The sequence below is a fragment of the Variovorax sp. J22R115 genome (genome assembly GCF_030317005.1).
GTDB lineage: Bacteria > Pseudomonadota > Gammaproteobacteria > Burkholderiales > Burkholderiaceae_C > Variovorax.
The window spans coordinates 136,728-150,300 of record NZ_JASZYM010000014.1 but is presented as its reverse complement, the minus strand read 5'-3'; the positions used below and the strand labels follow the sequence as shown (position 1 = coordinate 150,300).

Genomic DNA, 13,573 nt, shown 5'->3' with positions numbered 1-13,573 from the left:
CACGAGCCAATTCAAGTACTTAAGCGTTCCCGTTGATGAATCACATCAGAAACTTTTCGATCATTGCGCACATCGATCACGGCAAGTCGACGCTTGCGGATCGCTTGATCCAACGCTGCGGCGGCCTCGCCGAACGGGAGATGGAAGCGCAGGTGCTCGACTCGATGGACATCGAGAAAGAGCGTGGGATAACCATCAAGGCACAGACCGCTGCGCTGCACTACAAGGCGCGCGATGGGCAGGTCTACAACCTCAATCTGATCGACACACCGGGCCACGTCGACTTCTCCTACGAGGTGAGTCGCTCGCTCTCTGCATGCGAAGGCGCGTTGCTCGTTGTTGATGCAAGCCAGGGCGTCGAAGCGCAGACCGTTGCCAACTGCTACACCGCGCTCGACCTCGGTGTCGAAGTGGTGCCGGTACTCAACAAGATGGACCTGCCGAACGCGGACCCCGACAACGCGCGCAGCGAGATCGAAGATGTGATCGGCATCGATGCGACGGATGCGATTCCGTGCTCCGCGAAGACGGGCATGGGCATCGACGAGATTCTCGAGGCGGTGGTGATGAAGATGCCTGCGCCGCGCGGCAATCCCGATGGCCCGCTGCGCGCGATGATCATCGACAGCTGGTTCGATTCCTACGTCGGCGTGGTGATGCTGGTGCGCGTGGTCGACGGCCGGCTCGCCAAGGGCGAGCGCATCAAGATGATGGCCTCCGGTGCGATGTACAACGCCGACAACATCGGCGTGTTCACGCCCGCCAATGAACCCCGCGCGTCGCTCGAAGCGGGCGAAGTGGGCTACATCATTGCCGGCATCAAGGAGCTGCAGGCCGCGAAGGTCGGCGACACCGTCACATTGATCAAGCCAGGGACCGGCGGCGCCGCAGCCACCGCAACCGAGGCGCTCCCCGGCTTCAAGGAAATCCAGCCGCAGGTGTTTGCCGGCCTCTATCCGACCGAGGCGAGCGAGTACGACTCGCTGCGCGACGCTCTGGAGAAGCTCAAGCTCAACGATTCGTCGCTGCGCTACGAACCCGAAGTGAGCCAGGCACTCGGCTTCGGCTTCCGCTGCGGCTTCCTGGGCCTGCTGCACATGGAGATCGTGCAGGAGCGGTTGGAGCGAGAGTTCGACCAGGACCTGATCACGACCGCGCCGAGCGTGGTCTACCAGGTCGTGAAGAACGACGGCGAAGTGCTCATGGTCGAGAACCCATCCAAGATGCCCGACGTCGGCAGGATGGCGGAGATCCGTGAGCCGATCGTTACGGTGCATCTCTATATGCCGCAGGAGTACGTCGGCTCTGTCATGACGCTCGCCAACCAGAAGCGCGGTGTGCAGATGAACATGGCTTACCACGGACGGCAGGTCATGCTGACTTACGAGATGCCGCTTGGCGAGATCGTGCTGGATTTCTTCGACAAGCTGAAGTCGGTCAGCCGCGGCTATGCCTCGATGGACTACGAGTTCAAGGAATACCGTGCGTCGGACGTCGTCAAGGTTGACATCCTGCTCAACGGCGAAAAGGTCGATGCGCTGTCGATCATCGTGCACCGCAGCCAGAGCCAATTCCGTGGCCGCGCGGTCGTGTCCAAGATGCGCGAGATCATTTCCCGCCAGATGTACGACGTCGCGATCCAGGCCGCGATCGGGGCCAACATCATTGCGCGTGAGACAATCAAAGCCCTCCGGAAGAACGTGCTCGCCAAGTGCTATGGCGGCGATATCACCCGTAAGAAGAAACTGCTCGAGAAGCAAAAGGCGGGCAAAAAAAGAATGAAGCAGATCGGCTCGGTCGAAGTCCCGCAAGAGGCCTTCCTCGCCATCCTGCAGGTCGAAGACTAAAAAGATGGCATTCCTCACCTCATTGATCCTCGCGGCCTTTGTCGGCTACATCGGCGCCTGGTATTTCGGCGCGGTCGAAGGCAACTTCGCGTTGCTGCTGTTTCTCGCAACGCTTGTCACCGGCATCTATTGGGTGGCCGAGCGCTTCTATTTTCTGCCCAAGCGCCGGCGCGCAGCGGCGGCGCTCGACGCCTCGCTGGCGCAGCGACGCGAAGAACTGGCGAAACAGGGCATCACCCAGGTCGATACCGTCGACACCAAGGCGCGCGAACGCCTGGTCATGCAGCCCTGGTGGCTGGATTGGACCGCAGGCCTGTTCCCCGTGATCCTGGCGGTGTTCCTGTTGCGCTCGTTCCTGTTCGAGCCGTTCAAGATTCCGTCCGGTTCGATGATGCCGACCTTGCTTGCCGGTGACCTGATCCTGGTGAACAAGTTCGTCTACGGCCTGCGTCTGCCGGTCATCAACACCAAGATCACCGAGGGCCGGCCTCCTGCGCGAGGCGAAGTCATGGTCTTTCGCTATCCGCCCAAGCCGAGCATGGATTACATCAAGCGCGTGGTCGGCGTGCCGGGCGACGAAGTGGCCTACCTCAACAAGAAATTGACGGTCAACGGCCAGCCGGTAAGCAAGAATGCCATCCCCGAGTATTTCGACGAGGAGGCCATGCGCTACCTCAAGCAATACACCGAAAAACTGGGCGACAAGGAGCACAAATTGCTCAATGACGACAGTCGCCGTGCCGGGTTGTCCGAAGCCGAGATCATGGCTTTCCCGTATCAGGAAAATTGCCGCTACAGTGTTGAAGGCGTGGTGTGCAAGGTGCCCGAAGGTCACTATTTCATGATGGGCGACAACCGGGACAATTCCCTGGACTCGCGCTATTGGGGATTCGTCCCCGACCGGAACATCGTTGGCAAAGCCTTCCTGGTCTGGATGAATTTCGGCAATTTCAAGCGCATCGGCAGTTTCCAATAAATATTCGAGTTTTTCATTCGAGGGGTAGAGGGCATGAGAGCAAAGCAGACAAGGCATAAACAGCGCGGCATCTCGTTCATCGGCCTGCTGTTCGTGGCGGTCGTATTGGCTTGCGTCGGCGTGGTCGTCGCGCAGGTGATTCCCACGTTGATCGAATACCAGGCGATCACCAAGGCCGCCAACAAGGCCAAGGAAGGCGCAACGGTGCCTGAGGTCCGCGCCATCTTCGACCGTGCCCAGGCCATCGACGACTTCAAGTCGGTTACCGGCAAGGATCTCGACGTAAGGAAGGATGGCGACAAGGTGATCGTGTCCTTTGCTTACGATCGCGAAATCCATCTCTTCGGCCCTGCCTACCTGGTCCTGAAATACCAGGGCCAGTCCAAGTAGATGCGCACCCCCAGGCTTGCCCACTTCCTGTGGCGTGGAACGGGCCTGGCTTTGCCGGCCGCGGCTGCGTTGTGAGTGAAGGTGGGCTCGGCGCGTTGCAGGCGCGTCTTCAGCATTCGTTCGGCGACGTCCGGTTGCTCCAGCTGGCGCTAACTCACCGCAGTTTCTCGGCTGATCACAACGAGCGGCTCGAGTTTCTGGGCGACTCGGTGCTCAATCTCGCCGTGTCCCATTTGCTCTACACGCGTCTTTCGGCGTTGCCCGAAGGCGACCTCTCTCGGGTCCGGGCTAATCTGGTCAAGCAGGACACGCTGCATCAGTTGGCGGTCAAGCTGGCGCTGTCGCCGCTGCTGCGGCTTGGTGAAGGCGAGTCGCGCTCGGGTGGCCAGAACCGCCCGTCGATCCTGGCCGATGCGCTGGAAGCAGTGATCGGCGCGGTCTATCTCGACGCCGGCTATCACGCCGCACAAGCGCTGGTGCACCGACTTTACGAATCCGTCGAGATCAACCCGCGCATGGATGCTGCGGCCAAGGACCCGAAGACCGAATTGCAGGAATGGCTCCAGGGCCACAAAATGAAGCTGCCGGTTTATCGCGTGGTTGGCACGCTCGGCGCGGCCCACAAGCAGACTTTCGATGTCGAATGCGAGGTGCCCGAACTGGGTCTTCGCGAGCGCGGCATCGGCGGCTCGCGCCGCGCCGGTGAGCAGGCCGCCGCGGCGGCCATGTTGATCCGGCTCAAGGCGCGCGGCGCGAAGGCATCCCCATGAACGACCCCATCGAATCCAATCCTCCTGCGCCCGAAGACGGGTCCGGAGCTCCAGGCGCTCAGGCGTCCCAGCGCTGCGGCCTGGTCGCCATCGTCGGCAAGCCCAACGTGGGCAAGTCAACGCTGCTCAACGCCCTGGTTGGCCAGAAGATCAGCATCACCTCGCGCAAGGCGCAGACCACGCGGCACCGCATCACGGGCATGCGCACGCTGGGCGCGACGCAGTTCGTCTTCGTCGATACGCCTGGCTTCCAGACGCTGCATGCCAACGCGCTGAACCGTTCGCTCAACAAGACGGTGGTGGGCGCGGTATCGGACGTCGATCTCATCCTGTTCGTCGTCGAAGCCGGCAGTTTCACCCCGGCGGACGAGCGGGTGCTGAGGCTGCTCGGCTCCGGCATCCCAACGGTGCTGATCGCCAACAAGCTGGACAATGTCCATCGCCGTGGCGACATCGCGCCGTGGCTGCAAACCATGCAGCAGAAGCATGCCTTCGCCGAATTCGTTCCGATGTCGGCCAAGAACTCGAAGGACATCGAGCGCCTGTTCGGCATCTGCGAAAAGTACCTGCCGGAGCAAGCCTGGTGGTACGCCGAGGACGAGCTCACTGACCGTAGCGAGCAGTTCCTCGCCAGCGAAATGGTGCGCGAGAAGCTGTTCCGCCTGACCGGCGACGAGCTTCCCTACACCTCGACCGTCATCATCGACAAGTTCGAGGAGGAGCCCCCGGCTCGCAAGGGCCAGAAGCGACTGCTCAAGATCGCGGCGACGATCGTCGTCGAGCGCGACGGTCACAAGGCCATGGTGATCGGCGACAAGGGCGAGCGCATCAAGCGCATCGGTACCGAGACGCGGCAGGAACTCGAGAAGCTCATGGATGCCAAGGTGTTCATCGAGCTCTGGGTCAAGGTGCGTTCCGGCTGGGCCGACGACGAAGCGAGGGTCCGCTCCTTCGGCTATGAATGAGCACGCCCCGGGCGTATGGCCTTAAAGCGCGTTTCGCACGAGCCGGCTTATGTGCTGCATCGCTATGACTGGAGCGAATCGAGCCTGATCCTCGAGACCTTCACGCGTCACCACGGCCGCATCGCCATCGTGGCCAAAGGCGCGAAGCGGCCCAGCTCCAACTTTCGCCCTGTGTTGCTGCCCTTGCAGCCGCTCCAGCTCAACTTCAGCGGCGACGCCGAGATCCGCACGCTCAAGGGCGCCGAATGGATGGGCGGGCACGTGATGCCGACTGGCGAGGCGCTGCTGTCGGGCTACTACGTGAACGAACTGCTGCTGCGCCTGCTGGCGCGTGACGACCCCCACGAGGCGCTGTTCGATGCTTATGCAGCGGTGGTGCAGGTGCTGGCGAGCGAACATGCGGGCGCGCAGGCTGCGACGCAATCGGCCGCGTTGCGCGCCTTCGAGTTGCTGGTTCTGCGCGAAGTCGGTTTGCTGCCTACCCTCGACGCCCAGACGCTCACGCTGGCACCGCTGGTGCACAACGCACGCTATGCGCTGGTGCCCGAGGCCGGCCTGCGCGAAGCGGCAGACGAGGAGGCCGCGCTGCAAGGCGCCGACTGGCAGGCGCTGCAAGCCGCGCTCGACGATCGCGCACCCTTTGCCGCCACGTTGAGAGCCTGCGCGGGCGTCAACGGCGCACTGCGCACGCAACTGCGCACCTTGCTCAACTACCATTGTGGCGTTGCAACGCTGCGTACGCGGCAGATGATGCGAGACCTGCAAGCCCTATGAGCCTACTGAAACCTACCGCCTTGTCCGTCAATCTCAATAAGGTCGCGCTGGTACGCAATACGCGACCGCTCGGCATCCCCAGCGTGCTCTTTGCCGCTGCGATGTGCCTGGATGCCGGCGCGCACGGAATCACGGTGCACCCGAGGCCGGACGAACGCCACATCCGACCGCAGGACGTGCGCGACCTGTCCGTGCTGCTGCGCAAGGATTGGCCTCGGGCCGAGTTCAACATCGAGGGCAACCCTTTTCACAACCTGATGGAGTTCGTGCGCGAACTGCGGCCGCACCAAGCCACTTTCGTGCCCGACAGCGAAACCCAATCGACCAGCGACCACGGTTGGAGCTTCCCCGAGGATGCCGGGCGCCTGCGGCCGCTGATCGCAGAGACGCGGGCGCTTGGCGTGCGCGTGAGCCTTTTCATGGACCCGAACCCCGACATGATGGCCGCGGCCAAGGCGGTCGGCGCGGACCGGGTCGAGCTCTACACCGAAGGCTACGCGGCATCCCGCGACACCCCCAAGGCGGATGCCGTCCTGCAGCTCTATGTCGATGCTGCGCGCGCGGCGCATGCCGCCGGTCTCGAAGTCAACGCCGGCCATGATCTGAGCCGCGACAACCTGACCGAGTTCCTGCGCGCCGTGCCGGCCGTCCGCGAGGTGTCGATCGGCCATGCCTTCGTCGCCGACTCCCTGGAACTCGGCTACTCGGCCGCGACGCGCGAGTACCTGCAGCGCATCGCCGAAGCCAAGTGATCTACGGCATCGGCACCGATATCTGCGATGTCCGGCGCATCGCCGCGACCCTCGAGCGCCAGGGCGATCGTTTCCCCCAGAAGGTCCTGAGCGACGCCGAGTACGCGGTCTGGCAGGCCCGCAGCGCACGCTGGCCCCAGCGCGGCCTGCGCTACCTGGCCACGCGCTTCTCCGCCAAGGAGGCGTTCAGCAAGGCCATCGGCACGGGCATGCGCATGCCGATGAGCTGGCGCCTGTGCGAGATCGCCAATCTGAAAAGCGGCAAGCCCGTGATCGTCCTGCACGGCGGCCTCAAGGAATGGTTCGAAGCGGAGGGCTTGAGCGCCCACGTGACCGTCACCGATGAAACCGACTACGCGGCGAGCTTCGTCGTGGTCGAACGCCAAGAATGACCGACAACGCACTGCATGCCCCTCTGATCATCGACGTGGCGGGCACCGAATTGACCGCGGCCGATCGTCGCCGGCTCGCCGACCCGCTGGTGGGCGGCGTGATCCATTTCGCGCGCAACTGGCACGACCGGGCGCAGATGACCGCCCTCAATGCCGAGATCAAGGCGCTGCGTCCCGACATCCTGATCTGCGTGGACCATGAAGGCGGCCGCGTGCAACGCTTTCGCACGGATGGCTTCACGCGCCTGCCGCCGATGCGCGTGCTCGGCGAGCTCTGGATGAAAGATGCCCTGCGTGCGACCCAGGTTGCCGTCGCCTGCGGCCACGTTCTGGCGGCCGAGCTTCGGGCCTGCGGCGTCGATTTCAGCTTCACGCCGGTGCTCGACCTGGACTACGGCGAAAGCAGCGTCATCGGCGACCGCAGTTTTCACCGCGATCCGCGCGTGGTCGCAATGCTTGCCAGGAGCTTGATGCACGGTCTGCTGCAAGCGGGCATGGCCAATTGCGGCAAGCATTTTCCGGGGCACGGTTTCGTCAAGGCCGATTCACACGTCGCGATCCCCGTGGACCGGCGCAGCCTCAAGGCGATCCTCGCCGACGATGCGCGACCCTACGATTGGCTGACAGGCACGCTCGCCGCGGTGATGCCGGCCCACGTGATCTATCCGAAGGTGGACGACCGACCGGCCGGCTTTTCATCGAAGTGGCTGCAGCAGATCTTGCGCGGCAAGCTCGGCTTCGACGGCGCGGTGTTCAGCGATGATCTCAGCATGGAGGCAGCGCGCCGCGTCAATGGTGAGCTGTTGAGCTACGCGGACGCCGCGCTTGCCGCGCTCGCGGCGGGCTGTGACCTGGCCTTGCTGTGCAACCAGAGCATCGGCGAAGGCGCTGCTCTGGACGAAATGCTTGACGGTTTCGCTGCCGCACAGCGCAGCGGCCGATGGACGCCGCGTGCAGCCAGCGAGTCGCGCCGGCGAAGCCTGCTGCCGCGTGCTCCCGCATCGGATTGGGGCGCGCTGCAGCAATCGCCCGCGTATCGACGCGCCATCGAGATACTTCCGCGTCCCTAGCACTGGCGTGCGTGCTCAGGCGGCTGCCGACCAGAGCCGCTCGCCGCCGCCGTCGAGATGCGTTAGATACAGGCGCAAGTCGAACTCCAGCTGGTGGTAGTCCGGCGCCATGTGGGCACAGAGCTGATAGAAGGCCTTGTCGTGTTCGCGCTCCTTCATGTGAGCGAGCTCGTGCACGACGATCATGCGCAGCCATTCGACCGGCACTTCCTTGAACAGGCTCGCCACGCGGATCTCTCGCTTGGATTTCAGCCGGCTGCCCTGCACGCGCGAGACGGTCGTGTGGGTGCCGAGCGCGTTGCGGATCACGTGGAGCTTGTTGTCGAAGGCGACCTTGGAGAGCGGCTCGGCGTTTCGCATGAACTGGCTCTTGAGATCGTTCACATAGTCGTAGAGCGCTCGGTCGGTGCGGATGTCGTGCGTGCTGCCGTAGCGCTTCTGCAGCCACTCGCCCAGGCGACCTTGCACGATCAGCTGCTCGACCTGGGCGCGCAGCGCCGCGGGATACGCGGCAAGGTACTTCATGCGGTTTGCGGCGTCCGCGCGTTGGCGGCGGCATAGGCCAGGCCAGCGGCAACGCCACCGAACAGGTCACCTTCGACCAGTTTCGTGCCCGGAAACGCAGCCCCCAACGCCCTCTGAAAGGGGCGCAATGCGGAAGAGCCGCCGGTCAGGTAGATCGCGTCGAGCTTGCCTTCAGCAAGGTCCGCGCGCCGCACGCAGTCACGCGCGCAAGCGACCACGCTGTCGAGCAGCGCGGAAAGATGACGCGCCATGTCGTCGGCGCCGAGTGCCGCACTCAGGCCCGGCTCCGCGCAGGACAGGTCGATCGCCACCCCATCGTTCGTCATGGAGGTGCGGATCTTCGCCTCCTCGACTTCGCTGGCGATTCGGTGCCCTTGCCGATCGACCAGCACATTCACCAGGCGTTCGTGCAGGCGCATGTCCAGGTAGCTCGTGCGCAGGTCTTGCACCTGCCGGATCGCCTTGGGCGCGTAGAGCCAGTTGATCAGGTGCCAGGACGACAGGTCGAAGAAGGTTCTGCTCGGCACTTCGCGGCCCTGCGGCCCGATGTGCCGAAAGCCGAGGTGCTGCATCACGCACTCGAGGCTGAGGCGCTGGTCATAGTCGGTGCCGCCGATGTGTACGCCGGTGGTCGCCAGCACGTCGCTGGTCCGGTCGGCGTGCGCCGTGCGCTCGGGGCCCAGGCGCACGACCGTGAAGTCGGACGTGCCGCCGCCGATGTCGACGATCAGCACCAGCGATTCGCGGCTGACGCGGCGCTCGTAGTCGAAGGCCGCCGCGATCGGTTCGTACTGGAACTCGACGTCACCGAGCCCGGCGTTCAGTGCGGCCCGGCGCAGGGTGTCTTCGGCCAGCCTGTCGCGCTCCTCGTCGTCGTCGACGAATCGGACCGGCCGGCCGATCACCACGCGCCCGGGTTGTGCGCCAAGCTCCTTGCGGGCGCGCGCCCCGAGTTCCGACAGGAAGAGGGTGACGATGTCCTCGAAGCTGACCCGTTCATTCAGGATCTCCGTCTGCTCCTGCATGAGCGAGCTGCCCAGCAGGCTCTTGAGCGAGCGCATGAGCCGGCCTTCGGTGCCCGAGAGGTAATGCGCGATGGCATCGCGGCCGAAGTGCGTGCTGCGATCCTCGGCATTGAAGAAGAGGGCGGTCGGGATGGCGGTGGCCGAGCCTTCGAGCGTCAACGGGCGCGCCAGCCCGTTGTCCGCCACGAAGGCGACTGCGGAGTTCGACGTGCCGAAGTCGATCCCGATGGCAGGTGCGCGCGTACTCAAGATTCCCGACGCAGCGCAGGGAACAGAATCACGTCGCGGATGCTCGGCGAGTCGGTCAGCAGCATCATCAGGCGGTCGATGCCGATGCCGCAGCCGCCGGTCGGTGGCATGCCGTATTCGAGCGCGCGCACGAAATCGTGGTCGTAGAACATGGCTTCGTCGTCACCGCTGTCCTTGGCCGCGACCTGCGCGTTGAAGCGCGCGGCCTGGTCTTCGGCGTCGTTGAGTTCGCTGAAGCCATTGCCGAACTCGCGGCCGGTGATGTAGAGCTCGAAGCGTTCCGTCACTTCCGGGCGTTCGTCGTTGGCACGTGCCAGCGGCGAGATCTCGGTGGGGTGCTCCATGATGAAAGTCGGCTGCCAGAGCTTTTCCTCGACCGTCTCCTCGAAGTACATCACCTGCAGGCTGGCGAGGCTGCGCTGCGAGAGCTTGTCCTTTTCCTCGCTCAGGCCGATCTTGCGCAGCGCGTTGATCAGCCAGGTGGCGTCATCCACGTTCGTGTCGGCATCGGTGTGCTTGAGGATCGCCTCGCGGATCGTGAGCCGTTCGAAGGGCTGGGTCAGATCGACCGCCTTGCCCTGGTAGGTCAGCTGCTGGGTGCCTACCGCTTTGTCGGCGATCGTGCGGATCAGCGTCTCGGTGAAGTCCATCAGGTCGCGGTAGTTCCAGTAGGCCGCGTAGAACTCCATCATGGTGAACTCGGGGTTGTGCCGCACCGAAATGCCTTCGTTGCGGTAGCTCCGGTTGATCTCGAACACGCGCTCGAAGCCGCCGACGATCAGCCGCTTCAGGTAGAGCTCGGGCGCGATGCGCAGGAACATCTCCTGGTCGAGCGCGTTGTGGTGCGTCTTGAAGGGCTTGGCGTTCGCGCCGCCGGGAATGGGGTGCAGCATGGGCGTCTCGACTTCGAGGAAGTCGTTGGCCACCATGAACTCGCGCAACGCGCTCACGGCACGGCTGCGTGCCGCGAATCGCTCGCGTGCCGTGGAATCGGTGATCAGGTCGACATAGCGCTGGCGGTACTTCTGTTCCTGGTCGGCCATGCCGTGGAACTTGTCCGGCAGCGGGCGCAGGCTCTTGGTCAAGAGCCGGAGCTTCGTGACCTTGACCGAGAGTTCGCCGGTCTTGGTCTTGAACGCCGAGCCTTCGGCGCCGACGATGTCCCCGAGGTCCCAGTGCTTGAATTCGGTGTAGGCCTCTTCGCCGACCGCGTCGCGGGTGATGTAGAGCTGGATGCGGCCCGTGGCGTCCTGGATCGTCGCGAAGCTGGCCTTGCCCATCACCCGCTTCAGCATCATGCGGCCAGCCACGCTGACCGCGATGGGGGTCGCTTCGAGCACGTCGGACGGGGTCTCGCCGTGTGCCGCGACGAGCGCGGCGGCGCGGTCGCCCGGCTTGAAGTCGTTCGGGAAGGCGACACCCTTGCCTTCGGCCTGGGCGGCACGCAGCGCCTTGAGCTTTTCACGCCGTTCGGCAATGAGCTGGTTGTCGTCGGTCGCGGCGGCTGGCGTGGAGGCAGGAACGGGTACGGAGGGGGTCAGATGGTCGGACATGGGGAAGCAGGATGGGGCACGGGCGGGAGCGCGCGCAACCCACCATTTTAGCCGCCCGGGCTCCGCGGAGGACCGGTCTGCAGCGCTCACCGATGCTGCATCGAGTGCTATTGAAGTTATAGCAAGCTATTCAGCGATACCGGTGCGCGCGAGCAAATCACTGACCAATTCCAGGCGCATGAGCGGGCTGTCGAGCTCCATCAACCGCTGCTTGAGTTCGGCCTGCATCGGCAGCAACTCGCACCAGCGATTGGCGACCCAGCCGCAATCTTCGAAGCGATAGGGCTGCGCGATGGGCAGGCGAACGCTTTCGTCACCCTCGATGCGCCGTCGTTCTTCGAGCGTGTCGACCAGGCGGCGCAGCGCGTTGGCCGCGTGCTGGAGGTCTGTGGGGACTTCCAGGGCGATGTCGTCGGGCACGGACTCGACCTCGGCTGTCCACAGTCCGTACTTCTGCAATTCGCTGGAGCGGACGCGAAAACGCTGTGTGCCGACGCATTCGATCTGCATGAGGCCCGACTGGGGCATTTCGAACTCGCGGATGACGGCGAGCGTGCCGAGCGTCGCAAAGCTTTCGGCTTCCGCGCCAGCCCTGCGGACTTCCGATCCCTGCGTGAGGCTGACCACGCCGAAGGGCGAGCCGGCCTTGTGGCATTTGCCGATCATGTCGAGGTAGCGCACCTCGAAGATCCGCAAGGGCAGGAGGCCGCCGGGGAACAGCACGGTGCCCAGGGGAAACAAGGGGAGGGAGCTCAGAAGGGGTTGTGTCGTCATCGATGAACCTTGCGTGGCTATCATCGCATTCCGCTCACGACCTCGCGCCATGTTCTATCAGATTCCTTCGTTCCTGCTCGACGTGATCGTCGGCCTTCTGGGCGGCGCTTGTCTGCTGCGTCTCTACATGCAATACCACCGCGTGCCCTTCGGGAATCCCCTGGGGCGGTTCGTGTTCGCGGTCACCGACTGGATCGTGCTGCCGCTACGGCGCGTCGTGCCGTCGGTCAAGCGCTGGGATTTGGCGAGCACGGTGGCTGCATGGCTGTTGGTGCTGGTGAAGTTCTTGCTGCTCTGGATGCTGATGGGGACGTTGGAGCGCTGGGCGATCCTGCCACTGGTGTCGTTGATCGGCTTGCTGCAACTCGCGGTGTCGGGGCTCACCGCCTTGCTGATCGTCTACGCCGTCCTGTCGTGGGTGCCGAACGCCTCGTCGATGCTGCACGACCTGATCGCGCGGCTCGCGGAGCCGCTGGTGCGTCCGCTGCGGCGCTTCATCCCGCTGGTGGGTGGGGTCGACTTGTCGCCGCTGGCCGCCATCGTGATTCTGCAGGTCGGCGCGATCATCCTCGGCAACGTGATGGGCTCGGTCTTCACCCTGGGGCGCTAGCCCGCGCCCCAGGCGATCGGGTCAGACTACAGCGTCGGCGGGTTGGCGTAGCAGCATGGCGAGCGTGTTCGCGACCGTCTTGCGCAGTTCGCGGCGATCGCAGATGAAGTCGATCGCACCCTTGGTTTGCAGAAACTCCGCCCGCTGGAAGCCTTCGGGCAGGGTCACACGCACGGTGGACTCGATCACGCGCGGGCCGGCAAAGCCGATCAGCGCCTTGGGTTCGGCGATGACCACGTCGCCGACGAAGGCGAAGCCTGCGCTCACACCACCCATGGTTGGATCGGTCAGCACGCTGATATAGGGCAGACCCTTCTTCGCGAGGCGGGTGAGCGATGCGTTGGTTTTCGCCATCTGCATCAGGGACAGCAAGCCTTCCTGCATGCGAGCACCGCCGGTGGCGGTGAAGCAGATGAAGGGGACCTTCTGCTCGATGGCGGTCTCGACGCCGCGCACGAATCGCTCTCCGACCACGCTGCCCATGCTGCCGCCCATGAAGTCGAACTCGAAGCAGGCGACCACCACGTTGATGCTGTGCACGGAGCCGCCCATCACGACGAGTGCGTCGGTCTCGCCGGTGTTCTCGAGCGCTTCCTTGAGCCGCTCGGGGTACTTGCGGCTGTCCTTGAACTTGAGGGCGTCGACGGGCAAGACCTCCTGCCCCACTTCGTAACGGCCTTCAGCGTCCAGGAAGGCATCGAGCCGCGCGCGGGCGCCGATGCGATGGTGGTGGCCGCAGCTCGGGCAGACGTTCTGGTTGTGCTCGAGATCCGTATTGTAGAGCACGGTTTCGCAACTCGGGCACTTGATCCAGAGGCCTTCCGGCATCTGGCGGCGCTCGCTCGGGTCGGAGGGCGCGATCTTGGCGGGTAGCAGTTTTTCAAGCCAGCTCATGGGGGCT

General features: G+C 64.2%; 15 protein-coding genes. 10 read left to right on the top strand and 5 right to left on the bottom strand.

Features of this window, described 5'->3' with window-relative positions; all coding sequences use genetic code 11:
• The first annotated feature begins 35 nt into the window (after positions 1-35).
• From lepA to nagZ, 9 genes are all read left to right on the top strand, one after another.
• Complete coding sequence (lepA, locus tag QTI04_RS24390; protein ID WP_286617844.1) at positions 36-1,847, top strand: translation elongation factor 4; 1,812 nt, start codon at positions 36-38, stop codon at positions 1,845-1,847.
• A gap of 4 nt (positions 1,848-1,851) precedes the next feature.
• On the top strand, positions 1,852-2,823 hold the full coding sequence (gene lepB, locus QTI04_RS24385) for a signal peptidase I (protein WP_286599424.1): 972 nt from the start codon (positions 1,852-1,854) through the stop codon (positions 2,821-2,823).
• Between the two features lie 33 nt (positions 2,824-2,856).
• Entirely contained in the window at positions 2,857-3,213 is a 357-nt protein-coding gene (locus QTI04_RS24380) for a DUF4845 domain-containing protein (protein WP_286599426.1), read from the top strand.
• 71 nt (positions 3,214-3,284) lie between these two features.
• The gene (rnc, locus tag QTI04_RS24375; RefSeq protein WP_286599432.1) at positions 3,285-3,983 is read left to right on the top strand and encodes a ribonuclease III; all 699 of its coding nucleotides are present in this window, start codon (positions 3,285-3,287) and stop codon (positions 3,981-3,983) included.
• On the top strand, positions 3,980-4,948 hold the full coding sequence (gene era / locus QTI04_RS24370) for a GTPase Era (protein ID WP_286599434.1): 969 nt from the start codon (positions 3,980-3,982) through the stop codon (positions 4,946-4,948). Before rnc ends, era begins: the two co-directional genes overlap by 4 nt.
• A gap of 15 nt (positions 4,949-4,963) precedes the next feature.
• Entirely contained in the window at positions 4,964-5,722 is a 759-nt protein-coding gene (gene recO / locus QTI04_RS24365) for a DNA repair protein RecO (RefSeq protein WP_286617843.1), read from the top strand.
• On the top strand, positions 5,719-6,474 hold the full coding sequence (locus QTI04_RS24360; protein WP_286599437.1) for a pyridoxine 5'-phosphate synthase: 756 nt from the start codon (positions 5,719-5,721) through the stop codon (positions 6,472-6,474). Before recO ends, QTI04_RS24360 begins: the two co-directional genes overlap by 4 nt.
• Positions 6,471-6,866 carry a holo-ACP synthase gene (acpS, locus tag QTI04_RS24355; RefSeq protein WP_286599439.1) on the top strand — a complete coding sequence of 132 codons (396 nt, stop codon included), beginning with the start codon at positions 6,471-6,473 and terminating at the stop codon, positions 6,864-6,866. Before QTI04_RS24360 ends, acpS begins: the two co-directional genes overlap by 4 nt.
• Entirely contained in the window at positions 6,863-7,936 is a 1,074-nt protein-coding gene (nagZ, locus tag QTI04_RS24350; RefSeq protein WP_286617842.1) for a beta-N-acetylhexosaminidase, read from the top strand. Before acpS ends, nagZ begins: the two co-directional genes overlap by 4 nt.
• A 15-nt stretch (positions 7,937-7,951) precedes the next feature.
• Here the strand turns inward: nagZ and QTI04_RS24345 are convergent, their stop codons facing one another.
• The 4 genes from QTI04_RS24345 to QTI04_RS24330 form a co-directional block, all read right to left on the bottom strand.
• Complete coding sequence (locus QTI04_RS24345) at positions 7,952-8,461, bottom strand: M48 family metallopeptidase (protein ID WP_286617841.1); 510 nt, start codon at positions 8,459-8,461, stop codon at positions 7,952-7,954.
• A complete protein-coding gene (locus QTI04_RS24340; protein ID WP_286617840.1) occupies positions 8,458-9,735 on the bottom strand; it encodes an Hsp70 family protein in 1,278 nt (425 codons plus the stop codon). Before QTI04_RS24340 ends, QTI04_RS24345 begins: the two co-directional genes overlap by 4 nt.
• The gene (lysS, locus tag QTI04_RS24335; RefSeq protein WP_286617839.1) at positions 9,732-11,288 is read right to left on the bottom strand and encodes a lysine--tRNA ligase; all 1,557 of its coding nucleotides are present in this window, start codon (positions 11,286-11,288) and stop codon (positions 9,732-9,734) included. Before lysS ends, QTI04_RS24340 begins: the two co-directional genes overlap by 4 nt.
• Positions 11,289-11,414: 126 nt before the next feature.
• A complete protein-coding gene (locus QTI04_RS24330; RefSeq protein ID WP_286599445.1) occupies positions 11,415-12,062 on the bottom strand; it encodes an LON peptidase substrate-binding domain-containing protein in 648 nt (215 codons plus the stop codon).
• A gap of 49 nt (positions 12,063-12,111) precedes the next feature.
• On the opposite strand from QTI04_RS24330, the gene QTI04_RS24325 reads away from it, so the two are divergent.
• A complete protein-coding gene (locus QTI04_RS24325; protein ID WP_286599446.1) occupies positions 12,112-12,672 on the top strand; it encodes a YggT family protein in 561 nt (186 codons plus the stop codon).
• Positions 12,673-12,693: 21 nt separating this feature from the next.
• Here the strand turns inward: QTI04_RS24325 and accD are convergent, their stop codons facing one another.
• Complete coding sequence (gene accD / locus QTI04_RS24320; RefSeq protein ID WP_286617838.1) at positions 12,694-13,566, bottom strand: acetyl-CoA carboxylase, carboxyltransferase subunit beta; 873 nt, start codon at positions 13,564-13,566, stop codon at positions 12,694-12,696.
• Positions 13,567-13,573 lie beyond the last annotated feature (7 nt).

Excerpts from the sequence above, each read along its gene's own strand:
- QTI04_RS24325 (WP_286599446.1), top strand. The coding sequence starts at position 12,112 with ATGTTCTATCAGATTCCTTCGTTCCTGCTCGACGTGATCGTCGGCCTT.
- QTI04_RS24330 (WP_286599445.1), bottom strand. The coding sequence starts at position 12,062 with ATGACGACACAACCCCTTCTGAGCTCCCTCCCCTTGTTTCCCCTGGGC.
- lysS (WP_286617839.1), bottom strand. The coding sequence starts at position 11,288 with ATGTCCGACCATCTGACCCCCTCCGTACCCGTTCCTGCCTCCACGCCA.
- QTI04_RS24380 (WP_286599426.1), top strand. The coding sequence starts at position 2,857 with ATGAGAGCAAAGCAGACAAGGCATAAACAGCGCGGCATCTCGTTCATC.
- QTI04_RS24345 (WP_286617841.1), bottom strand. The coding sequence starts at position 8,461 with ATGAAGTACCTTGCCGCGTATCCCGCGGCGCTGCGCGCCCAGGTCGAG.
- lepB (WP_286599424.1), top strand. The coding sequence starts at position 1,852 with ATGGCATTCCTCACCTCATTGATCCTCGCGGCCTTTGTCGGCTACATC.
- recO (WP_286617843.1), top strand. The coding sequence starts at position 4,964 with ATGGCCTTAAAGCGCGTTTCGCACGAGCCGGCTTATGTGCTGCATCGC.
- accD (WP_286617838.1), bottom strand. The coding sequence starts at position 13,566 with ATGAGCTGGCTTGAAAAACTGCTACCCGCCAAGATCGCGCCCTCCGAC.
- lepA (WP_286617844.1), top strand. The coding sequence starts at position 36 with ATGAATCACATCAGAAACTTTTCGATCATTGCGCACATCGATCACGGC.
- nagZ (WP_286617842.1), top strand. The coding sequence starts at position 6,863 with ATGACCGACAACGCACTGCATGCCCCTCTGATCATCGACGTGGCGGGC.
- QTI04_RS24360 (WP_286599437.1), top strand. The coding sequence starts at position 5,719 with ATGAGCCTACTGAAACCTACCGCCTTGTCCGTCAATCTCAATAAGGTC.
- era (WP_286599434.1), top strand. The coding sequence starts at position 3,980 with ATGAACGACCCCATCGAATCCAATCCTCCTGCGCCCGAAGACGGGTCC.